Below are 23,206 nucleotides of genomic sequence, written 5' to 3' on the forward strand. Positions count from 1 at the left end.
TGTTAATAAGTGTTTCTTCTAAGCTTAGACACTTATTTAAGAATGGTATAGCTATTGGTGTCTATTTTTCCTTTACATTCTTCGGCGTGTCGGGATAATATATCTTTTTGCTCTAACGATAATATCAAAGACTTATTCTTTAATAAGTTATTAAAAATTATGTACAAAGAATAGTAATCGTCCCATTTTAAAGGCTCTGGTTTATAATACATGCCCAAATTAACCAGTTTGAGTATATTTTCTCGGCTTTTTAAATCAATTTCTTTCGGTTTTCTTCTTTCGGTTTTGTCGATCATAAAGGAGAAATCAAATATTTTAATATTTCCATCTTCATATATGAAATTGTCCAATTTTAAATCTCTATGCACCAACGACAAATTCTTGAACTCATCCACAATCCTAATGAGAGCACCCAGTTTCTCTATGTTATTTACCATCCAATCTTCGTTAAGAACAATCCCTTTAGATAGTTTTAGAACCAACGCCCTAAAGCCTTTACTTTTTATATATTCTTTGTGTTCGATTATATGGTTTTTAAGAACTGTATTTTGTTGCATTATTTTGTATGCACGGTTTTCATTCTTTAGAAGTCTTTCCAGTTTTGTGAATTTTATAAAAACTTCATCACCGAGTTTATCAAAAGCAGTAAACAAGTCGAGATCATGATGCCATTTATCAAGGTTAAATGGTTTTACCCTGTTATATCCAAATTCTTTAAAAAAAGAAAGGACATATTTTCTTTTTTTAGAATAATAACTTCTGTTTTTTAAAGTTCTTTTTATTGAACCTGCGTAGTTTCTTATCATAAATATGATTTGAATTATTTTTTATTCTTTGGTTCAGAAAAACCTCTTATTTAACAATGATATTTAAAGAATACACTTATTCAATTAATATCGATGCTTAATAATATTTCTAAAATTATTACTCCAATACTTACTAAGAATTAAATAAATCGTAACGTGCTGATTCTATTTACCGAGCTTAATACCAATTTTCAATAAAGCCTTTTTGATTAATTTTTTAAGAACCCAAATATTTTCTATTGAAGCCCGTTCCTTTGATGGCCAAATGTCCCCAAATCTTTCTATTACTTTGGTGTTAAAATACACAGAGAGGTCTCTTGGTTCAACATATTTGTAGTTGTTGGTCGTCATAAACCTATTAAGGTCATTTAATACTTCAAATTCGATGAAAGATTTATTTTCGTAAATCAAATCAACGTTTTTGGATAAGTCGATTAGTTTAAAGACATAATCTTCCATCAAATCTGGTTTATGAATAAAAGCGTGATACATAATAGAATAAAAGTGATTGATGGTATTTGGAATATAAAGATTCTGATATTTTACCCTAGTATTCAGTATGTGTTGCTCCCATTTATTATCATAATAATCGTCCCCTAAATATCTAAAATCAAAAAAAACCTTTTGGTTTTTTACCAGCACCAAATGTTGTACTCTTTTTTTGTCCTTAGAAGTTCGTTTTCCGTTTGAAATGTCAACAAGTAGACGTTTGTTGTCTGTTAATAGGTCTATATCAGGATGGAGGTTATTCAATTCCTGGTCTAAATTAGCAAAATTCCTAAGCACAACATAGTTGGAAAGTTCATTGAATGCCTCAAATATCTGCTCTAAAGAATCCCAACCATTAGCTCCTATTAAATCCTTATTATGAGCCCATGCTTTAGTTGTATTATCGGAATCGATAATACTATTGTATTTAATACCAAACAATAAATACATGTTATTTTTCGCTTCTGATATATTATCAGAACCATGGATTTTATGCCCCCCGCCGGTCCACTGCCTGTACAGTTGTTTTGCATCAAACATATTGGAATTAACAGCTTTGATACCCTTTGATGTTTCCCTCAACTCATATTTAGGGTTATTATCCCTTATAATGATGCACAGAAATATGTCTGTGCCACAATGCTCTTCTTTTGAAGAATTCTTAGGAAGGTTCTCTCCGTAAAACCTAGACAGATTCTCAGAAAATTTATTTTTGGTCCAAGTAACATCAATGCATTCCAGAATTTCAAATTTTGTCTCAATATCTTCAAGGATCTCATTTCTTTTATGTAATCCCTTACTCCAAACTATAAATATGTGTGCTTCTCTACTTGTCATTAGTATTCTGTTAATTTTAAGGCCTTTAAATCCCTCTTTCCTATAACTTTAGTAAAAATTAATAAAAGGATAAAAACAATTATATCTATGAATATAGAAAAAATAAAATTCATGTTTTGTATTATACTTAGCTTATGGACGTATGACAATAATAAGCCCGAAAATAAAATTAATGTTAGTGCATAAAAATTCTGTCTTCTATACCCTATAAAGTTGTGCTTAATTCTTAATATGATAATCTGTAGTCCATTTGAAAAGAGCATTGCAATTAAAATAGAAATTGCCGCACCAAAATTACCATAGTACATTGAACCAACATATAATAATATCGATCCAATAATAAATGAGAACGTTCTAATATACAATTGACTTTTACTATCTCCCAGCGCAAGTAAATTTTGTCCAGTAAACCCTAAAGAAACATTTACCCATTGTCCCAATGCAAGAACTTTTAATACAAAGGCACCCTCAGTAAATTCTTGAGTATATAATAACCGTAATAATTCATCTGAATAGGAAATTATTATTCCAAAGAAGATTGAGGCCATTATCATTGTCCACTTCGAGAAATAACTACTAAGAATTGTTGCTTTTTTAAGTTTGCCATTTTGTAATGTCTTGCTCATTCTTGGTAAATACATGAAAACTAATATTATTAATATTAGTGGGATTAGATTACTAATATTAAACACGGCATAATAAATACCTAATTGCCTTTCGGATACAAAAAAGTTTAAAATCAGTTTATCCAAATGGGTTGATAGCATTATTAATAAAGAAACACCAAATAACGGAGTAGAGTAAAGAATGAACTCTTTGAATTCGGAACTAGATATATATTTTTTATTAATTTTAGTAATGAAATTTTTTGAAAAAAATAGATTAACAATAAAAACAAAGATTGCATATAATAAGTAAACGATGGCAATATGCTCATTATGTGAGCTAAAATTAAAGAAAGTCCATAAAAAAATCACATAGGCAGTAAAGCCAAAAATATCATTAATCCAAACCTTTAATCCTGGCTTTTCCAAACCGCTATAAATTGAACTAAATAAGGTATTGAAACTAAAAAATATAGTAGCGTATAAAAAAATTGTAGGTATACTTATAAATGATACTTGACTTAGTGCCAATAATAAAATTAAAACAGAAGTCACTCCTACAAGAAAAAGTGAAGTTGTAATCAGCATTTTCTTCCTTTCTGAATTATTTTGTATTGCAATAAACCGAACGATGGATGACCCTAATCCTAAAGAGCTTAAAGTACTTAAAAGTAATACTATGGTAATACCATATTTATATGCTCCAAAATCTTCTACACCAAGTTTTACTGCTAAATATTTATCTATTAATATACTTAATAATATCTTGTAGATAGTACCAGCTGCAATTAATAGACTTCCCCTGACCAGACTACTCAAACCAGTAATTGTTTTAATTTATGTTGAATAAGACTAAATCTTCATTTTGGACATACAATCCTTTAAACTATCCCGCCAATATGGTATTTCTATATCTATTTTTTCTTTTATTTTAGATTTGTCCATAACACTAAAAGAAGGTCTTTTTGCTGGTGTCGGATACTTATCAGTATTAATGGGAAGAACGATACAATTCACTTGTGCTATATCAAAAATAGCCTTTGTAAAATCGTACCAACTAGCAACACCCTCATTACTAAAGTGATATGTGCCATAATTTTGTATTTCTTTGTCAATAATGGTCATAATTGTTCTTGCCAAGTCACCAGCATAAGTTGGTGTGCCAATTTGGTCCGTTACAACACCTAAACTATCTCTTTCTACGCCCAACTTTAGCATCGTTTTTAAAAAATTATGGCCGTGCTCAGAATACAACCAAGATGTTCTGATAATAAGATGCTCAATTAAAACATCCGCAATAGCCAACTCAGCATTAAGTTTGGTCATCCCATATACACTTAATGGGTTGGCCTTATCTTGTTCTTTATAAAGATTTGTTTGCATACCATCGAAAACAAAATCAGTTGAAATTTGAATTAAAACGACGTCGTTTGTTTTACAAGCCACTGCTAGGTTTATTGCCCCATGTACATTTACCCTTTCTGCTGCTTCTTTATTTAATTCTGCAGCATCTACCGCTGTATATGCTGCGCAATTAATACAAAATGAAACACTATTGTTTTTAAAAAAAATCTTTACTGCATTAATATCAGTGATATCAAGTTGATCTTTATCTACATAAATGAAATTATAATCCTCTATTTTAACTGATAGGTCTTTAATACAACTAGCCAATTGACCGTTACCACCCGTTACAAGAATATTCTTCATAATCTTGCTGTGTTAAAGGTTGGTAAAATCAAATCTTTATCAGAAACCTTTACATGTTCTGATTCTAATTTCCAATCTATTTGTAAAGAGGTATCATTATAAATTATACCTCCTTCAGATTCTTTATTATAGTAATTATCACATTTATAAAAAAACTCTGCAGTGTCAGATAAAACTGAAAAGCCATGACCAAATCCCTTTGGAATAAAAAATTGTTTTTTATTCTCACCACTTAATTCTATGGCTACGTGTTCACCAAAAGTTGGTGATAATTTTCTTAGGTCTACTGCAACATCAATAACCCTACCACTTATTACTCTAACCAATTTAGCCTGAGCGTGTTCCCCTATCTGATAATGAATTGCCCTTATAGTACCATAATTTGAGAATGACTGATTGTCCTGCACAAAGTTTACAGTTTGATCTATTCCTGTATTAAATCTTTGTCTATTAAAGGACTCAAAAAAATACCCCCGGTCATCAGCAAATATTATTGGTTCTAAAACAAAACAACCTTTAAGTTTAGTTTCGGTAAATGTCATTTTTCATTGTTTAAAATGCCTAGCAAATTTTTTCCATAACCACTTTTCATTAAAGGATTAGCGAGCGCTTTGAATTGTTCTTTATTTATGTAGCCCATTTCATATGCAGCTCCTTCAATTGCACCTATTTTTAGTCCTTGACGCTCTTCAATTACCTCTACAAATTGAGAAGCCTGCATTAATGACTGAAAAGTACCTGTATCTAGCCAAGCAGTCCCCCTATCTAAAATACTAACACTTAATTTACCTTGCTTTAAATATTCTTTATTTATATCTGTAATTTCTAGTTCGCCCCTAGGGCTAGGCTCTATATTTGCCGCTATCTCTACAACATCGTTATCATAAAAGTATATACCTGGCACTGCGAAATTAGATTTTGGACTTTCAGGTTTTTCTTCAATACTTATAGCTGCTCCTTTATCATCAAACTCTACTACGCCATACCTTTCAGGGTCATGAACTCTATATGCGTATATTATTCCACCATCCGGATCATTATTACTTTGAAGTAATTTTGCAAGCCCTGATCCATAAAAAATATTATCTCCCAATACGAGAGCAACTTTGTCTTTACCAATAAAATCAGCTCCAATTATGAATGCTTCTGCCAAACCGTTAGGAGCATCTTGAACTGCATAAGAAAAAGAACATCCCAATTTTTTCCCATCTCCCAACAACTCTTCAAATAAAGGAAGGTCTTTTGGCGTAGATATTATCAAAATTTTTTTTATACCTGCATACATTAAAGTAGACAAGGGATAATATATCATTGGTTTGTCATAAATTGGCATCAATTGCTTACTAACAGAAAGTGTTAATGGATGAAGTCGTGTTCCAGACCCGCCAGCTAAAATTATTCCTTTCATATTTTAGATTTATTGGTAATTTAAGAATACATTTTTTTATAATATTCTTTATAATCTCCAGATGTAATATGGTTTAGCCATTCTGAATTAGATAGATACCAATCTACCGTTTTTTCCAAACCTTCCTCAAACGTAACAGATGGTTTCCAACCTAAGTGCTTATTAATTTTTGATGCATCTATTGCATATCTTAAATCATGTCCTGGCCTATCTTTTACATAGGTAATCAACTTCTCTGATTCTCCTTGAGTTCTATTTAATTTTTTATCCATGACCAAACATAGCAATTTCACCAAATTAATATTCTGCCATTCATTAAAACCTCCAATATTGTATGTCTCATGGTTTTTCCCTTTATGAAATACTAAATCTATCGCTCTTGCGTGGTCTTCTACAAAAAGCCAATCTCTGGTATATTTACCATCGCCATAAACAGGTAAAGATTTTTTTTCGATTATATTATTAATGAAAAGAGGAATTAGTTTTTCAGGAAAGTGATAAGGACCATAGTTATTAGAGCAATTACTAATTACAAATGGCAACCCATAAGTTTCACCGTATGCCCTTACAAAATGATCTGAACTTGCCTTTGATGCCGAGTAAGGTGAATTAGGGTCATAGCTTGTTTCTTCCGTAAAAAGACCCTCATTACCCAAACTGCCGTATACCTCATCAGTACTTACATGATAAAAAAGTTTACCCTTAAAATTATTTATCCAACTGTTTTTAGCTGCATTTAAAATATTTACAGTACCAATGACATTAGTTCTTACAAATGCCAATGGATCTTCGATTGACCTATCAACATGTGATTCAGCTGCTAAATGTATTACACCATCAAAATCTATACGTTTAAACAAACTATTAATAAATTCTTCATCAACTATATCTCCTTTTATGAATTTATAATTTGAAAGCTTATCTATGTCTTTTAAATTTTCTAAATTACCTGCATAAGTAAGTTTGTCAAGGTTATAAACTTTATAATCTGGGTAGTTCTTAACAAATCTTCTTACCACGTGAGATCCAATGAAGCCTGCTCCTCCTGTTATTAATATATTCATAAAATTTATTATAATTCCTTCGCTTTTTTATTCAAAAATTTCAAAAAAGACGCTAAAAAGAAAAGCATTAAGAAAAATAGTGGCATAAATACAATATTCTTGCCGAAAAAAGATTTTTGTACTAATTGCGGATGTCCAAAATTAATAATGCTAATTGGTTCTGTTCGCTGTTCTAATTCAATTTTTTTAGTTTCGGTATCACGAATCAAAAGATTCTTATATTCAAATAAATCTGCAATATTAACTTGTTCCTGATTATCCAATACAATACGTTCGTTTAAAGACTTATTACCCCTTGCGGCTAAACTATTCGTATAATTTGCAATAATTTCATCAACTTGTTTTAGCAAAACTTGATTTTCTTCAATTCGACTAGTTGCATTGCTTCGATATATCTTCAAAAGCCCATCAAAATATATATTTGTATTGATATATGAAATGACTTTTTTTGCAAAATTCTCTCCAAGAACAGCATTTTCATAATAAAAAGTGATTCTGTGATTAAAAGAGCTTTTATTTTGAAGCTCTGCTCGTACTATGTCCGAAATAGCATCAGTATTCTCAAAACTTTGAAGTAATTCTAAATACTGTAGATCACTTTCAGTATTAGCTATTTCAACAACCCGCTGAATATTGACTTCCAACCCCGTGAAGTCAACATTGTCTATTCCAATTGATTTGAAAAATATAGTATCCTTTGCTTTAATATTTGATTGTATCTCATTAATAACATCATACAAGTAATTCTTACTTTCCATTTGAGGCTTTACTATCACTTCTGTTTTTAACCTTTTTGAAATTATCTGGTTAAGAGCGTAGCCCATTGTCAAGCCTAGTGCAATAAGACCAATTAATATGTAAATATTCTTTTTTAGATAAAGAAAAACTCTTAAAAAAAAGTGGAATACTGTCTTGAACCCCCTGCCAATCAATTTAAACAATTGCCCTAAATCAATTTCATCGGAACTATTTTGGTTATTTGGTGTTTGATTCTCTACCATTTTATGTATTAAATATTTGCTTTAATATTTTGTCTGTAATAAGATATGTTGGTTTTACACCAGTAGTTCCTAACCCACCAGATGCTAACGTGCTTCCTGTTTCTAGTGGGTTATCTGATGCATAATACGCATATCTAACCTTTACATCTTCACCTATACTCTTTCTTATTTTTGATGCGGATTGTATTGCTTTTTGATAATGCACACCTTCCATTTCCAACCCAATAACATTCCAGGTTGATTTATGAAAGAACTTTAAAATATCCTTGTTTTGTAGCGACGTGCCTAAAACAGTTACCATGGTCCCTTCAAAAACCTCTAGACCATACCCCTCAAAATCTTTAGCGCATAACTCATTCTTAAAAGGGTAGTTATCTGCAGTTCCTTCAAAGATATGTGCCGAAGGAATCATTAAATCACCTTTTCCACCTTCAAGTATACCTGCTTTACCCATTATCGAAACTGAATCTACATTAATCAAAGAACCATTGTCCTTTTTTGTGATATATGGTTTTAACAACTCGTCAATAGTTTCATAAGCCTGCTCACCAAATGCGTAGTCCATTACAAATATAACAGGTTTTTTATCAATCTCTTTTGTTGAAAATTCGTACGAACAGTTATTAACTTTTATCTTCGCTGTATCAAAAATTTGAACATCGATATTAGTACCCGAGGTATCGTCGATTGAGATCATCCCATTGTTTTCTGCCAATTCTGTAACTTTCTTTCTAAATTCAACATTGCCAGCACTACTCAATGCCTCGAATATTTCTAATGAATCTACTTTAGGGAATTCACTTATTAATGCCGCTTTTGCAAAAAGTGAATTCATAACACTATGCATGTTTGCAGAAATTATATGAATCGGTCTATGTAAAAGCTTATTCTTTTTTAGCACCCTTTTAATATTGTTGGCCCAAATTTCACCATGAATATGATGACCCAATCTTTCTCTTAATATCGCACTAAATGTAATAGCTCTTTTTTCACCAGATATCTCTTCCTCTAACGCCAGCTTACCTAACCAATAGATGACATTTAAAAAACGCTCTGGATTATTTTTTGTGCTAAATTTTTTATAAACCTCAACAATTTCTTCAAAAGACCTTCCTAGTATATTAGCGGTATGTATTAACGCAATCTCTCTTTCGGCCTGTGTTAGTTCTTCCTTTTGAACAGCTATTTCAAGTTTTGTCCAATCTCTTATCGTTTTGTTTGTTTCAGATATTAGAACTCGATTACAGATTTTCTCAGACTCTATAAACAAAAAAGTCAAGTGAGTTAAAATATCATAGATGTCAGAACGACCTCTTGTAATCTCAATATTCATCTGCTCGTCATCAATACGATAACAATTTCTTCTCCTTTTTGGTGGAATTATAGGATTGATATGGGAAATATCATACCCTTCATCAGATGTTAAATTGATAAACGTACATTGCTCAATACCTTCGGGCAAACGTTCTAAAACATAAATAAGACCGTTTAATTCAGCTTTTTCTTCACCGACTGACCCATATATTTCAGGCCTTAATTGTAATAGGGCATTTTTTAATGCCTCCCCTGATACACCATTAGGTTTATAAAACCCTCTATTGAAAAGATGGCGCATAGTAATATACATGCGTTCAATAGCATTTGTAGATTCTTGAGCTCTGGTTGTAGTAATTGCTTTTCCCATTGAAGATTTCAAACAAAATTACAATTAATAATTTGTTAATAAAAAGCTAGATGTTAGTCTTGCTATATTTCGATAAACTATCTGCCACCTTTCGGTCATTCGACAGTCTTTGAACTTTATTCTGTCCTCCTAGTTTTCCTATTGATTTCATATAAGCTAAGAACCCTCCTTTTTCAATCGGAGTAATTTTTAAAGTTTGTAATACCTTACCAACAATAAGGTCGTAATAATAACTATTCTGTTTTTGTAAAGCAGCATCCAACTGTTGAATAAAAAAGTTCATGTCGTTTGGTAGCTTTTCAAATTCAATAAACCACTCGTGATATGGCAATTCATTTTTTTCTGGTGTTATCTGTGGAGCAACTGTAAATTCACTTACACTTGCATCTGTAACACTAGTTGCGACCAACATCGCTTCTTCCACTTCCTTTGCTATAACATGTTCGCCAAATGCGGAAATAAAATGTTTTATCCTACCTGAAACCACTATTTTAAAAGGATAAACAGAAATAAACCGAATGGTATCTCCAAGATTGTATGCCCACAAACCAGCATTCGTGGTTATGATCATTACATAATCAATTCCAATCTCAACGTCGCTTAGGGTAAGTCGATTTGGATGCTCATCAAAAAACTCATCTGATTTTACGAACTCATAAAATATACCTGCATCTAAAAGCAAAAGCATACCATTTTCCTTTTGGGAATTCTGATACGCAAAAAAGCCTTCGCTTGCCGGAAAAAGTTCAATGCTTGGAACCGTTCTACCAATCAACTTTTCAAACTTCTTTCTATAGGGTTCGTAATTGACACCACCATAAATAAACAGTTCAAAATTCTTGAACAAATCACCAATATTCTGATTTGTATTCTCTTTTAATTTTTCAAAATACATCAGTACCCAAGAAGGTATACCGGCAATAACGGTCATATCTTCATTCTTGGTTTCTTCTACGATAGCAGCTACCTTAGTCTCCCAATCTTCTATACAATTTGTCTCCCAACTAGGCATTCTATTCTTCTGTAGATAATTAGGAACGTAGTGCGCTGAAATACCCGAAAGTCTACCTAATTTAACTCCGTTTTTCTCTTCTAAAACAGGGCTACCTTGTAGAAAAATCATTTTGCCAGAAACAAAATCAGCATTACCCGTTTCATGAATATAATTTAGAATAGCATTTCTAGAAGCGTTTACTTGCTCTTTTATAGATTCCTCAGTGATAGGTATATATTTAGCTCCAGAAGTGGTCCCTGATGTTTTTGCAAAATACACAGGTTTACCGGGCCAAAGTATATCTCTCTCGCCTGCAACAACCAAGTTCACATATTCCTTGAGCTCTTCGTAATCCCTAATGGGTACGTTTCGAACAAAATCGTCATGTGATTTAATGTCACTAAATCCATGTTCTTTACCAAATTTGGTTTGACTAGCGCTTGCTAAAAGACTTTTAAAAACCTTTTCTTGAGTTTCTATAGGATTATTCACCCATATGTCCGTCCTCTTGGCAATTCGGTGTGCAAATATTTTAGCGGCAATGGTCTTTAAAGACATCTAATTTTTAATTAAAATCAATATAATTTGTTGGGTCAATCGGTGTTCCATTATCCCATATTTCAAAATGCAAATGTGGCCCCGTGGTAAATTCGCCTGTATTTCCTACAGATGCAATAACCTCTCCGCCTCTCACGATATTACCTTGAAATTTTGATAACGAGCCATTATGTTTATACACACTCAATAATCCGCCTTCGTGTTCAATAATAATTACATAACCTGTATCAGCGGTCCATTCAGAAAAAATGACTGTTCCATTAGCAATTGCTTTTACAGGACTATCAGTTACAGCAGTAACATCAACCGCGTAATGTTTTTCATTAGGATTATATCCCATCGAAATCGAACCTGAAACCGGAGTAAATAAAACTAAGTTTTTCTTATCGATTGTTCTTTCAAATAAATTATATTTATCCTCAAGTGCTACCTCGGCGCGTAATAAAGAATCTTCTTTAATCGGATTCAGGTCTACAGATTCAGGATCTAGCTTAAACTGTTGAAAAAGCGAATCTCTATTTACAACAGTATTTTCTATATCTCCCTTTAAAACCATTCGTATATTATCTAAATACTTATTGGTATAATTTAAGGTTCTAACTAAAGAATCTGTCTTATAGGTAAGTTCGGTAGCTTCTTTTTTCAACCTGGTAGAAGAATAACCAGGAATGTATTCGCGTAATGGTGTAAAAGCAATTAATAAAGTTGTTAACCCAATAAGGGTTATCATAAAAAGTGAACCCGTGACGAAAACATTAAGTCTACTTAGTTTAAAAGATATTTTTTCTTCAAAAGTACTTTCGTTCAAAATGACCAAACGATACTTGTGAAGTAACTTTCGTTTTATTTCCTTTCTTTTTTTTGATTTCTTGGCCATCCTAACAAAGATAAACTTAGAATTTAATTCTGAGATAAAAACTACTACATATTAACCTTTACTAGCCTTTATCCTAATTTTTAGTTAAAAACTATAATATTGTCAACCTATTTAATAATACTAAGTTTCCTATAGTTGTTTTTAGTATCTTTGAAATCCAATTAAAATTAAAGTCTTATGACAATCTTATCTACTTTTTTGGCTATAGGTGCACCGCAAATAATTCTAGTAGTAGTGGTGATTCTACTATTATTCGGAGGAAAAAAGATTCCTGAACTTATGAGAGGTTTAGGTAGTGGAATAAAAGAATTCAAAGATGCCTCTAAGGAGGATGAACAATTAGAAGAAAAGAAAAAGGATTAATTTATTATAAATTCTTTTCTATATTTTTATAAAGTCCTGTAATGCAGGGCTTTTTTTATGCCTTTAATTTATCTCGTTATTACAACTGTTTCTATATAAAAAAGATTCTGAACACGTGCCCATTACCATTGTACCGTTAAAATAATCAGTTTAAATGAGCTATAATCTTCACTAAAGCTACTGATTACAGAGACTACACGACAAAAAACACTTCTTTCACAACAAATACTGTACGAAACATTGCTTTAAAACTAATTTCGTTTGAACTGTAGTATTATCAATGCCGAATAAAACCCTCAATACTACAACTTTACACCGCTGCTAAAGCTTCGGCACAAATTAGAATTATGAATATGAAAACTTTAATAAACCTATACTTTTTAATTTTTGTCGTTTTTATTCATGCTCAAGATTTTCAAGCTAATATCGCCTCTGAACAATCATTTGAATTTGAATCTATCCCAGTATCCACTAATGAACAAACTAACTCGGAAGAATTTGAAAAAGCCGCAGAATCATATAAAATTTTACAAAAGACATTTGATAATATTGAAGATGTTGAGAATGGATATTATGTAATTGCGGGTATTTTTAGCAAAAGTAAAAATCTAAAATCTCAAGTTAGAAAGTTCAATAGAAAAGGTTTTAACTCTGGTTATTTTAAAAATCCCGATAACGATTTATATTATCTCTATTTAAATCAATACGAATCATGGCAGAAAGCCTTAAATAATTGTAACACAAAATTCAATAATAGATATGATAAAGAAATTTGGGTACTTAAAATGGCGAACAATACACCTGTTTCAAAATTAACTCCATTAGAAGATATTACATACGATGTTCTAGAAGAGTCTAAACAGAGCCCTTTATTTTTAACTCAAAATAAGCCTAAATCTATAAATAAAGAATCCAATAGCAAGCTTGTGCAAAGAGCTGATGAGTATTTTAATAAAATGTGGTACGCCGAAGCGGCCAAATTCTATGAACTTGCTTTGAAAAAAAATAAAGAGGCCTACTCTTATGATGTATTAAAAAAAGCAGGTGATGCCCATTACTTTAATACTGATATGGAAAAAGCGTATAAGTGGTACAATATCCTATATGAGAAGTATGCAGTAGAGATGAGTTCAGATTATCTTTTTAAATATGCTCATTCCCTGAAAGGAACGGGAAATTATAAGAGGTCTAAACGATTAATGAAATTATACAACCGAAAATTATCAGGAGAACAAATAGAGAAAAATAGTGAGGTAAATGAAATTGTATTAGATGGCCTTTTAAGAATGGAAGATAAATTTGATATTAACAACCTTAATATCAATTCAAAATATTCTGAATTCTCACCAATGTACTACAACGGAGGCGAAATGGTTTATGCTTCTGCAAAAGATTCTTCTATATTTAATACTAGGCGGTATAAATGGAATAATCAGCCCTACTTAGATTTATATGTTGCCAAGATAAATGAAGAATCTCAAGACCTTAAAGATGCTATTAAATTTTCAAAAGAGATAAACACCAAATATCACGAGGCATCTGTAACCTTCTCACCTGATAATGAAACCATGTATTTCACAAGAAATAATTATGGTAAAAAATTGAAAAGAGATAAGAATGGTATTAACAATCTTAAAATATACCGCTCTAAAAAAATTAATGGAGAATGGATAGAAGCCGAAGAAGTATCTTTTAATAGTGATAGCTATTCAACAGGCCACCCAGCTTTAAGTAAAGATGGTAAACAACTTTATTTTGTTTCAGATATGCCAGGCAGTATAGGTAAGACAGATATTTTTGTAGTTGATGTGCTTGAAAATGATTCTTTTTCTACTCCGCGAAATCTTGGTCCTGAAATTAATACAGAGCACAAAGAGATGTTTCCATTCATTAATGACAAAAAACTTTACTTTTCATCAGATGGTCATGTTGGCTTAGGTGGCTTAGACGTTTTTGAGGTTGCTTTTGATGATGAATCTGGTTTCTTAGAGGTAAGAAACGTTGGAAAACCTATTAATAGTAAAAAAGATGATTTCTCATTTATAGTGGACGAGAAAACAAAAAGCGGCTATTTTGCATCTAATCGTATTGGCGGTAAAGGAGATGATGATATTTATTCTTTTAAAACACTACAGATTGAAGAAATTCCTGCTAATAAAAATGCTATTTCAGGTATCATTACGGAATTAGTTGGTGGAGATATTATGCCAAATGCATTGGTTCAATTACTAGATGAGAACAATATTAAGCTTAAAGAAATGGATACTGATGAAAATGGAAGCTTCGTTTTTGAAGATTTGGAATCAGATAAAAGGTATGTGCTAAAAACTACAAAAGGTTCTTATTTTGATGACACCAGAGATACCGCTACAAAAAATAATGAAATTGTTAATGTTGAGGTTTCGATGAAGAAACTTAACGATATGATTGCTGTTGAAAATGGTATTAAAAAATTAAAGACAGAGATGATTCACTTTAATTTTGACAAGTCATATATTCGTAAAGATGCCTCTTTAGAACTTGATAAATTGGTTGCTGTAATGAATGATTCACCAAGCATGGTGATTAAAATTGAGTCTCATACAGATTCACGTGGTGATGCCGTTTATAACAAATACCTTTCTGATAAACGTGCCAAATCGACAAGAGAATATATTATAGCACAAGGCATAGACCCATCTAGAATAGAAAGTGCTATTGGTTATGGTGAAGAACAATTACTTAATCAATGTGATGGCTCAGTTCGCTGTACAGAAGAAGCGCATTATCTCAACCGTAGATCAGAATTTATAATCGTAAATATGTAAACCAAAAAAACACCGCTAAAGTCGGTGTTTTTTTTTAATGTATTCTGCCTAAGCACTATTGTGCTATAAATAACATATTATAATCACTTCTTAATGGTCCTCATTGGTATCGCCTTTAAGCCTTTAGCCCATACTTATACACCTTTTATCGAATACAACACTTTTTCTACCACTGCATTTAAACTGCCATATTTTGCAGTTCACAGAAATGATTTTAGCTTGAATACTTTTCATAGTATTAATTCCCCTTTTAACTAATCTTTTCAATAAAGGAAGAATTAATAGACAACTTTGTATTTCAGGAACACCTAAAATATAGGATATGGAAAAAATTACTTTAGTAAAAGAAATTTACACAGAAGCGTTTAGAAATTGGAGAAGCTTTATTCTTGAGAATTATTTTAAGATTTTCTCATGGTTATGCTTTGTGTTAATTGGTTTGGCGATTTATGCCATAGTTTTTAGAATATCAACCGGGTTTACTTTTAGTAACATATAGAATATAATTTTAGCGTAACATTATTGCTTATATAATTACGTCAACCTCTTATCCCAATTTTATAACAACTAAAGGTTTTAAAAGATAAAGGCCCAGAAAATTTTCTGGGCCTTTATCTTTCATTGTAGAAAAAAAATTATTTCTTCTCCTCTACATTAAATTGAACAGATTTTATTATTGCTTCTAATTCAAACATATAATCTCTTTTTTTAGTTGCTGGCGCAAAAACAAAGCCCTCTATTATTAACTTACGATTGTTCTCCTTATCGTTAATAATATAAGTTAAGAACGGACCTGCCATTGGGTATGCCGACATTTCCCAAATTCCCCTTACCTCTGCCGCTTTTTTGCCAGAAACTTCAGCAGGAAAGACATACGGAGAAAAAGCTTTTTCGGTAATCATATGATTCTTCTTACCAGGTATATCTTCACCTCCGATATAAAGCTTACCAATAGAGTCGCGCATTTTAATAATATCCTGTACAAAAGTTGAATCGTTTTGAAAACTATCCCAAGGAATCGTATATGCGATAATGTTCATGTTACCTTTTTGAATTTGTCTATCAATCCAAACAAAATTATCTTCCTCTCGACCCACTCTATAAATAGAAGGGATTTTCATTGAAATTTTAAATTTATCTACTAACGCTTTTTCTTTATTTAATGATTTTTCAAATCGTTTCTGCGCTTTTACAATTTCAAGTGCCTTAAATTCCTTAATAAATTCAGGTGCGGTTTTATTAATGTTTTCAATCAGTTCCTCTTTGTTTCGACCTTTAACTACTCCGACCTTTTGTGGCTTAGAGTACATATTAGATTTCAAGTGTGCCACATTTAAAGAATCTTCCATAACGTATAGAATGGAACTCGTGTTTCTAATAGAGCCTGAAAAAATTTGTTGCGGAATTTGAGTTACACTGAATAGTGCTTCGTCCCAGGTTAGGCCTTGAGCAGCTGCAGTGTATTTTTCACGAATAGCGTCACCAACACTACTTTTCCACAATTCATTGTCGATTACTACCGTTAGCGTATTCATAGCGCCTACAGATTCTGGTAAATAATCTGCCTTGCCATCCTCTTTACATGCTATTGATAATCCTAGTATTGCTAAAAAATAAAGTAAAAATTTTCTTTTCATTGGTATTTCAATTTACTATGAACAGTCGCACAATTTAAGTTTTGTGCCCGGTTTTAAGTTATTACCACTAATACCGTTCCACTTTCGTAAATTTTCTATACTAACACCAGGATATTTTCTAGAAATGGTCCATAATGAGTCTCCACTTCTAACTTCGTGTGTTTTTGAATTACTAGCAACATTCGACCTAGCAGGTGTTTCTCGAGGCTTGACAGATGCAATTGCATTTTTTCTTGGGTAAATTGTCAATCGTTGTCCAATTCGTAAATTATTACTACGCAAACCATTCCATTGCTTAAGTTGACTTACACCTACTCCATAACGCTCAGCTATCTTTCCAAGAAAATCACCATCTCTTACTCTATAACGAATACTATTCTGGTCAGCTTGTTTTGTAATTTCTGCAAGCGGACTTTCCTTACTTTTTAATTCTTCTTCTACATGTGCATAAATTGCTTCTTCATTAGCCACAAATTTTCCCATTTTACGCACTGGCAACCTCAATGCGTGAGTTTTACCCTTAACAAAAGGTATAACGTCTAACTTATAAGAAGGATTTAATATTTTTAATTCCTCTTTATCGATACCGGCTAATTCTGAAATTTGGTCAAAAGTAATCATGCTTTTTACATGTATCGTATCTGTTTCGAAATAGGCACGTTCTGCTCTTTTGGTTATTAGTCCGTGCTCCTCAGCATATTCAAAAATGTACATGGTAGCTTGAAAAGCTGGTACATATCCTGCCGTTTCTCTTGGTAGATTTCGCCTAATGTTCCAATAGTTTCTTTGGCCCCCACTTCTTCGTATAGCTTTGTTTACATTCCCTGGCCCAGAGTTATATGCAGCTAACGCCAAATCCCAATCATTATAAATTCTATATAATCTATTTAAGTAGTTACATGCAGCCTCAGTAGATTTTATTGGGTCACTACGCTCATCAACATAGCTGTTGATATTTAATTTCATTTCTCTACCAGTACCATACATAAACTGCCAGAGCCCTGTTGCCCCTACTCGAGAACGAGCTTTAGGGTTTAAAGCTGACTCTATAATAGCTAGATATTTCATTTCTAATGGAATATCATGATTATCTAATTGCTGTTCAAATAGTGGAAAATAGAACTGACTAATCGTAAGCATACGTTCCATTAAATCTCTTTTCCTAGTCAGAAATGATTTAATTACGCTTTCTAAAGATTTGTTGTATTCGACATTAAAAGGTGTCTTTTCATTTAACCTAGCCAAACGCATTTTTAGGGTGTCGGTAGGTAGGTCTAAAACGAATTCCGAAATTGTGTCGAGCTCCATTACTTCTTGATACATTTCATCAAAAAGAGGGGCAGCTTCAACAAGTTCTTTCATCCATAAACTATCAAACTTGGCGGCCAATTCATTATCCTCAAGATTATAAGAAGAAGATTCTGTGGGCTTGAACAGCACTAATTTTTCTTTCGGAATATTCGCTAGCTTCCCTATTTGGTTAATAGGAACTGCATTAGATGTTTCATTGTCTAAAGAATCATTGACAACGATTACGTTACGACTTAACGAATCTTTTACCGTGGTAATGGCATCTTTACTTTGGGCAAACCCCAAAATTGGGACTAGAGTTAATCCTAAGAAATAAAAACAATTGTAGGCTAATTTGTTCATATGAGGCAAAATTTGTTAACGGAACAAACGAAAATCGCACATTTTTTAATTAGAATAAAATATATTCTCTTAAAATGTACAAATTCTCGTTATAACCCGTTTATCGATAACGCCTTTACTACGCTAATATTGCAGCGATTCCCGGTAAGATTTTGCCCTCTAAACTTTCTAGCATTGCTCCTCCGCCTGTTGATACATAACTAACTTTGTTTTCAAAGCCAAATTGTTTCACAGCAGCAACAGAATCTCCTCCGCCAACTAATGAAAAAGCACCATTTCTAGTTGCCTCATCGATATAATTACCGACTGCGATGGTACCATTTGCAAATTTCTCCATTTCAAAAACACCAATAGGTCCATTCCAAAGAATAGTTTTAGAAGCTAAAATGACCTTTTTAAAATTTTGTAGTGTATCCGGGCCTGCATCCAATCCTTGCCATCCGTCTGGTATTTTATCTACATCTACTACTTGTGTATTTGCATTGGCATCAAAATCATCTGCTGCTATAACATCTACGGGTAAATGAATATTTACTCCTTTTTGCTTTGCCTTTTCAAGAATCTCTAAAGCCAAGTCCATTTTATCGTCCTCGCAAATAGAATCACCAACTTTTCCACCTTGTGCCTTAATAAAGGTATAAGTCATTCCTCCACCAATAATCAAGTCATTAACCTTATCCAAAATATTTTCGATAATGGTTATTTTTGAAGAAACCTTTGCTCCTCCAAGAATAGCCAAAACAGGTTTTTCACCAGTCGCCATAACTTTTTCTATCGCTTCTATTTCTTTAGCCATTAACAAACCGAAACACTTCGCATCCGGAAAAAACTTTGCCACCACTGTAGTTGATGCGTGTGCACGGTGTGCGGTTCCAAAAGCATCATTTACATATATATCTCCAAGTTTTGAAAGTTTTTCAGCAAAACTCTCATCTCCTTTTTCTTCTTCGCTATGAAATCTTAAGTTTTCTAATAAAAGTACTTCTCCATCCTTTAATTCAGCAACGGCTTTTTCTACTTTTTCCCCAACACAATCATCAACAAATTTCACAGAAACGCCAATGATATCTGATACTGCAGCACAAATATGACTTAATGATAAATCTGGATTTCGCTTTCCATTAGGTCTCCCTAAATGACTCATCAACACAGCGCTACCACCATCTTCTAATATCTTAATAATCGTAGGCTTTGCAGCTTCAATTCTATTTGTATCCGTTACTTCAAATTTATCATTTAAGGGAACATTAAAGTCCACTCTTATTAACGCCTTCTTATTTTCAAAATTAAAGTCATTCAATACTTTCATGCTATTATCCTTTTGTTAGATAACAAATGTAAAGATTAATAGCCTTGTGATAAAGTGCTTATCGGGTTAATTTAACCTCAATTCCATTAATTTTGTTATGCTTTAAAACAACTATATTTGAATCCATGTTATTCAAAGATATTTTAGGACTTACCCATATTAAAAATCACTTGGCTTTAAGTGCTGATGCAGGGCGTATACCACACGCACAGCTTTTTGTTGGACCAGAAGGTTGTGGCCTCTTACCAATGGCATTAGCGTATGCTCAATATATTATCTGCCAAAATAGTAATGGAGAAAATATAGGGGGAAATGAGGCATGTAATCTTAAGTTTAATTCTTTTGCCCACCCTGACGTTCATTTTGCTTTTCCTGTTGCTAATTCTGATAAAGTAAAATCACACGCAGTAAGCGACCATTATATGAAAGAGTGGCGTGAGTTCATTATAGAACAGCCGTATGGTAATCTATTCGATTGGTATCGTCATATTGAAATAGAAAAAAAGCAAGGACAAATAGGCGTAGATGAAGCACATGATATTGTAAAAAAGCTCTATTTAAAATCTTATGAAGGCGGTTATAAAATAATGTTGATTTGGATGGCCGAAAAAATGAATACCGCAGCTTCAAACAAACTATTAAAATTAATTGAGGAACCGCCCGATAAAACTATTTTTCTACTTTTATGTGAAGATGAAGAGCAAATAATACAGACTATTAAGTCTAGGTGCCAGGTTGTTCACTTTCCACCATTGGCTGAAGATGCAATAGCAAGCGCATTAATTGAAAAAGGAGCCGCTAAGCCAGAAGCCATGAGATTAGCACACGAGGCAAACGGAAATTTTAATAAAGCCCTGGACTTATTAAATAATGATTCTGAAGATCTCGTCTTTGAGAATTGGTTTGTACAATGGGTGCGCAGTGCTTTTAAAGCAAAAGGAAATAAGGCTGCAATCCACGAATTGTTACTTTGGAGCGAAGAGGTTGGTAAAACTGGTAGAGAAACGCAGAAAAATTTTCTTCTTTATTGTATTACTGTAATGCGACAAGCTTTGATGATTAATTACGGAGCAGAAGAACTTGCCTATTTAAAAATACATTCAGATGGTTTTCAATTGAAAAAATTTGCGCCCTTTGTGCATGAAAATAATATTCTAGATATTACACATGAGCTAGAAGAAGCCATTTATCACATAGAGCGAAACGGAAATTCAAAAATTATTTTCACAGACTTATCAATAAAACTGACACGACTTTTACACAGAAAAAAAACTGAACTAAACTAAACTATTATGAAAACAATGTTAGAACATGCTACGGAGATTTTACTTTTATTGTTTTTAATTATTACTTTTCTACAAAGTGGTTTTGATAAAGTTTCTGATTGGAGCGGTAATGTCTCATGGTTAAAAGAGCATTTTTCAGCCACTCCTCTTAAAAATATGGTGCCACTATTAGTTGGTATTATTCTTTTTACAGAAATCATTACAGGTATACTTTGTTTAATCGGTATTTATCAACTTTTAAGTACAGGCGATACGCTCTTTGCACTTTATGGTGCAATTTTATCGTGCATAACGCTACTCATGCTATTGTTTGGGCAACGTGTGGCAAAGGATTACGAGGGGGCTAAAACCATTGCTGTATATTTTATCCCTTCTATTCTATTGGTATTTCTTTTGCAGTTTTAAGTATCTCTAACGACACTGAAGATTTTACTTTACATAAGAGAACTTGTATAAAATAAAAAACCCTCCTATTTGGAGGGTTTTTTTTGGAGGCATCGAGCGGATTCGAACCGCTGTACAAGCTTTTGCAGAGCTGCGCCTAGCCACTCGGCCACGATGCCATTTTTTTAAGGGACAGCAAAAATAATTAATTAATTAATCTAAAAATCATAATAACTAGTTTATTTTTCTTTTAGAAATCTATACTTGAGGCATCGGGTGGATTCGAACCACCATAAAAATCCTTGCGAGACCTTGCTTATCCAATTCAGCCACAATGCCAATTATATTCAAATGTAATAACAGTAAAATTGCTAAACAAAAATCACTTCATATTATTTAACTTTAAGGTCACCGTTACTTTTTCTACATCACCATTTATAGGCGGATTGATTTTTGAAACGGAAACTTTTGATTTTTCTACGAATGGAAGTTCTGAAAATATTCGATCAATAATTCTTTTGGCCACGTGTTCCAATAACTTGGATGGTATCGCCATTTCTTGCTTGACAATTTTGTTGATGTGAACATAATCGACCGTATCTTTCAACTGATCTGATATAGACGCTTTTAACAAATCTGTGTCTACAGAAACATTAACTAAGTAATCACTACCAATATTAGTTTCTTGTGGCAAACAGCCATGATGGGCGAATGCCTTTATATTTTCTAATTGTACTTTACCCATTATTCATATTCTGGAGAACAAACTTAATCAATCTCCTTGAAGATTTAATAGGTACAACGACAATTACTAATGCCTTGAAATAAATCCACTCCTAAGGTTACCACATGGGTTCCTGAACTATAGCCAAGAAGCTCATTTAAAATGACTTGATATGAATATCCAAAGTAAAAATTATCCTTCTTAATTCCTGCTATTGGGGCAATATAAAGAGGGCTTCCAATTTGATCATTCAAAAAACGATAATTAATACCTGCATAATAATAATCTTCAAAATCATAAAATCTGAATTTTAAATTCAAATCTGTTACCGAACGACCATCACTTTCAAACAATTGAAATAAAATAGAAGGCTCTACCTCTACCTTGCTAGTCCTTTTCTTCATATATCTATAGCCAGTATAGACATAATAATTTCTTAATCTATTTGGTTCAAAAACAGGGTTGAAATTACTTAAGTCTTTATCCAATATGTTAGAAGCATTAACACTAAAATAAAACTTGTCGTATCGATAAAGCATACCAACATCAAAATTGTGGTTTGTAGTTGCTCTATCGTCTGTTACTGCAATATCTGGTGAGTCGAAGTTTTGAATGTCAATTCTAAACTGATTGAAGTTATAAGAAATACCGAAAGACAAAAACTCATCATCGTATCGATCCAGGGTTAAGTGATGCGCAAAAGAAAGTCTTGCTCCCCGTTGCTTTGTTTCACCATTACTATCATTATATAATAACGTTCCTATACCCGACTTTTCACCTATTCGCATATCGGCCGCAAGCGACTGAGTATCTGGCGCATCTTTAATACCTACCCATTGTGTAAGACCATTTAGGCGTATTTTCACATGGTCACCAATACCAGCATATGTAGGTGACATAACGAACGGATTATCCGCAAGGTATTGTGACAATTGAGGTATGGTTAGCTCTTGCCCTTTAACGGCAAAGGCACTAATAAAAAATGCTAAGGTCAATAAACTGTTCCGCAT

At 32.6% G+C, this 23,206-nt stretch carries 21 protein-coding genes and 2 tRNA genes; 5 read left to right on the forward strand and 18 right to left on the reverse strand.

Annotated elements, in window-relative coordinates:
• Positions 1 to 32: 32 nt before the first annotated feature.
• The 11 genes from AAC084_RS00550 to AAC084_RS00600 all read right to left on the reverse strand — a co-directional run bounded on the left by AAC084_RS00550 (position 33) and on the right by AAC084_RS00600 (position 12,033).
• Positions 33 to 806 (reverse strand): hypothetical protein, encoded by a 774-nt coding sequence (locus tag AAC084_RS00550; protein ID WP_339835474.1) that lies wholly within the window; start codon positions 804 to 806, stop codon positions 33 to 35.
• Positions 807 to 971: 165 nt separating this feature from the next.
• Positions 972 to 2,132, reverse strand: a complete 1,161-nt coding sequence (locus AAC084_RS00555) for a hypothetical protein (RefSeq protein WP_339835477.1) — start codon at positions 2,130 to 2,132, stop codon at positions 972 to 974.
• A complete protein-coding gene (locus AAC084_RS00560; protein ID WP_339835480.1) occupies positions 2,132 to 3,556 on the reverse strand; it encodes an oligosaccharide flippase family protein in 1,425 nt (474 codons plus the stop codon). The genes AAC084_RS00555 and AAC084_RS00560 overlap by 1 nt, the downstream gene beginning before the upstream one ends.
• Positions 3,557 to 3,589: 33 nt before the next feature.
• Complete coding sequence (rfbD, locus tag AAC084_RS00565) at positions 3,590 to 4,447, reverse strand: dTDP-4-dehydrorhamnose reductase (RefSeq protein ID WP_339835483.1); 858 nt, start codon at positions 4,445 to 4,447, stop codon at positions 3,590 to 3,592.
• On the reverse strand, positions 4,444 to 4,989 hold the full coding sequence (gene rfbC / locus AAC084_RS00570; protein WP_339835485.1) for a dTDP-4-dehydrorhamnose 3,5-epimerase: 546 nt from the start codon (positions 4,987 to 4,989) through the stop codon (positions 4,444 to 4,446). The genes rfbD and rfbC overlap by 4 nt, the downstream gene beginning before the upstream one ends.
• The gene (gene rfbA / locus AAC084_RS00575) at positions 4,986 to 5,855 is read right to left on the reverse strand and encodes a glucose-1-phosphate thymidylyltransferase RfbA (RefSeq protein ID WP_339835487.1); all 870 of its coding nucleotides are present in this window, start codon (positions 5,853 to 5,855) and stop codon (positions 4,986 to 4,988) included. The genes rfbC and rfbA overlap by 4 nt, the downstream gene beginning before the upstream one ends.
• A 20-nt stretch (positions 5,856 to 5,875) precedes the next feature.
• Entirely contained in the window at positions 5,876 to 6,919 is a 1,044-nt protein-coding gene (rfbB, locus tag AAC084_RS00580) for a dTDP-glucose 4,6-dehydratase (RefSeq protein WP_339835489.1), read from the reverse strand.
• An 8-nt stretch (positions 6,920 to 6,927) separates the two neighbouring features.
• Complete coding sequence (locus AAC084_RS00585) at positions 6,928 to 7,920, reverse strand: hypothetical protein (RefSeq protein WP_339835492.1); 993 nt, start codon at positions 7,918 to 7,920, stop codon at positions 6,928 to 6,930.
• A 1-nt stretch (position 7,921) separates the two neighbouring features.
• Positions 7,922 to 9,604 (reverse strand): hypothetical protein, encoded by a 1,683-nt coding sequence (locus tag AAC084_RS00590; protein WP_339835493.1) that lies wholly within the window; start codon positions 9,602 to 9,604, stop codon positions 7,922 to 7,924.
• 46 nt (positions 9,605 to 9,650) lie between these two features.
• Positions 9,651 to 11,156 carry a GH3 auxin-responsive promoter family protein gene (locus AAC084_RS00595; protein WP_339835496.1) on the reverse strand — a complete coding sequence of 502 codons (1,506 nt, stop codon included), beginning with the start codon at positions 11,154 to 11,156 and terminating at the stop codon, positions 9,651 to 9,653.
• A gap of 7 nt (positions 11,157 to 11,163) precedes the next feature.
• Positions 11,164 to 12,033 (reverse strand): M23 family metallopeptidase, encoded by an 870-nt coding sequence (locus AAC084_RS00600; protein WP_339835499.1) that lies wholly within the window; start codon positions 12,031 to 12,033, stop codon positions 11,164 to 11,166.
• A gap of 177 nt (positions 12,034 to 12,210) precedes the next feature.
• Here AAC084_RS00600 and tatA point away from each other — a divergent pair, with 177 nt between their 5' ends.
• The 3 genes from tatA (at position 12,211) to AAC084_RS00615 (ending at position 15,702) form a co-directional block, all read left to right on the forward strand.
• Positions 12,211 to 12,396 carry a twin-arginine translocase TatA/TatE family subunit gene (tatA, locus tag AAC084_RS00605; RefSeq protein WP_027065489.1) on the forward strand — a complete coding sequence of 62 codons (186 nt, stop codon included), beginning with the start codon at positions 12,211 to 12,213 and terminating at the stop codon, positions 12,394 to 12,396.
• 353 nt (positions 12,397 to 12,749) lie between these two features.
• Positions 12,750 to 15,203, forward strand: a complete 2,454-nt coding sequence (locus AAC084_RS00610) for an OmpA family protein (protein ID WP_339835501.1) — start codon at positions 12,750 to 12,752, stop codon at positions 15,201 to 15,203.
• 322 nt (positions 15,204 to 15,525) lie between these two features.
• Positions 15,526 to 15,702: a DUF6747 family protein gene (locus tag AAC084_RS00615; RefSeq protein ID WP_339835503.1), complete on the forward strand. Its 177-nt coding sequence runs from the start codon at positions 15,526 to 15,528 to the stop codon at positions 15,700 to 15,702.
• A 136-nt stretch (positions 15,703 to 15,838) separates the two neighbouring features.
• Here AAC084_RS00615 and AAC084_RS00620 read toward each other — a convergent pair whose 3' ends face one another.
• From AAC084_RS00620 to AAC084_RS00630, 3 genes are all read right to left on the reverse strand, one after another.
• On the reverse strand, positions 15,839 to 16,840 hold the full coding sequence (locus tag AAC084_RS00620; protein ID WP_339835505.1) for a DUF4837 family protein: 1,002 nt from the start codon (positions 16,838 to 16,840) through the stop codon (positions 15,839 to 15,841).
• A 15-nt stretch (positions 16,841 to 16,855) separates the two neighbouring features.
• A complete protein-coding gene (locus AAC084_RS00625) occupies positions 16,856 to 18,493 on the reverse strand; it encodes a LysM peptidoglycan-binding domain-containing protein (protein ID WP_339835509.1) in 1,638 nt (545 codons plus the stop codon).
• Positions 18,494 to 18,611: 118 nt separating this feature from the next.
• On the reverse strand, positions 18,612 to 19,802 hold the full coding sequence (locus tag AAC084_RS00630; protein ID WP_339835511.1) for a phosphoglycerate kinase: 1,191 nt from the start codon (positions 19,800 to 19,802) through the stop codon (positions 18,612 to 18,614).
• 125 nt (positions 19,803 to 19,927) lie between these two features.
• Here AAC084_RS00630 and AAC084_RS00635 point away from each other — a divergent pair, with 125 nt between their 5' ends.
• On the forward strand, positions 19,928 to 21,088 hold the full coding sequence (locus AAC084_RS00635) for a DNA polymerase III subunit delta' (RefSeq protein ID WP_339835514.1): 1,161 nt from the start codon (positions 19,928 to 19,930) through the stop codon (positions 21,086 to 21,088).
• A gap of 6 nt (positions 21,089 to 21,094) precedes the next feature.
• The gene (locus tag AAC084_RS00640) at positions 21,095 to 21,493 is read left to right on the forward strand and encodes a DoxX family membrane protein (protein ID WP_339835517.1); all 399 of its coding nucleotides are present in this window, start codon (positions 21,095 to 21,097) and stop codon (positions 21,491 to 21,493) included.
• Positions 21,494 to 21,577: 84 nt separating this feature from the next.
• On the opposite strand, the gene AAC084_RS00645 is transcribed toward AAC084_RS00640, so the two are convergent.
• The 4 genes from AAC084_RS00645 to AAC084_RS00660 form a co-directional block, all read right to left on the reverse strand.
• Positions 21,578 to 21,651 (reverse strand) — tRNA-Cys (locus AAC084_RS00645).
• Between the two features lie 88 nt (positions 21,652 to 21,739).
• Positions 21,740 to 21,811 (reverse strand) — tRNA-OTHER (locus AAC084_RS00650).
• 43 nt (positions 21,812 to 21,854) lie between these two features.
• Positions 21,855 to 22,217, reverse strand: coding sequence for a dihydroneopterin aldolase (gene folB / locus AAC084_RS00655; protein ID WP_339835520.1), 363 nt, complete (start codon positions 22,215 to 22,217; stop codon positions 21,855 to 21,857).
• A gap of 44 nt (positions 22,218 to 22,261) precedes the next feature.
• Positions 22,262 to 23,206: a type IX secretion system membrane protein PorP/SprF gene (locus AAC084_RS00660; protein ID WP_339836835.1), complete on the reverse strand. Its 945-nt coding sequence runs from the start codon at positions 23,204 to 23,206 to the stop codon at positions 22,262 to 22,264.

It is taken from the genome of uncultured Maribacter sp., assembly GCF_963977385.1.
Classification (GTDB): Bacteria; Bacteroidota; Bacteroidia; order Flavobacteriales; family Flavobacteriaceae; genus Maribacter.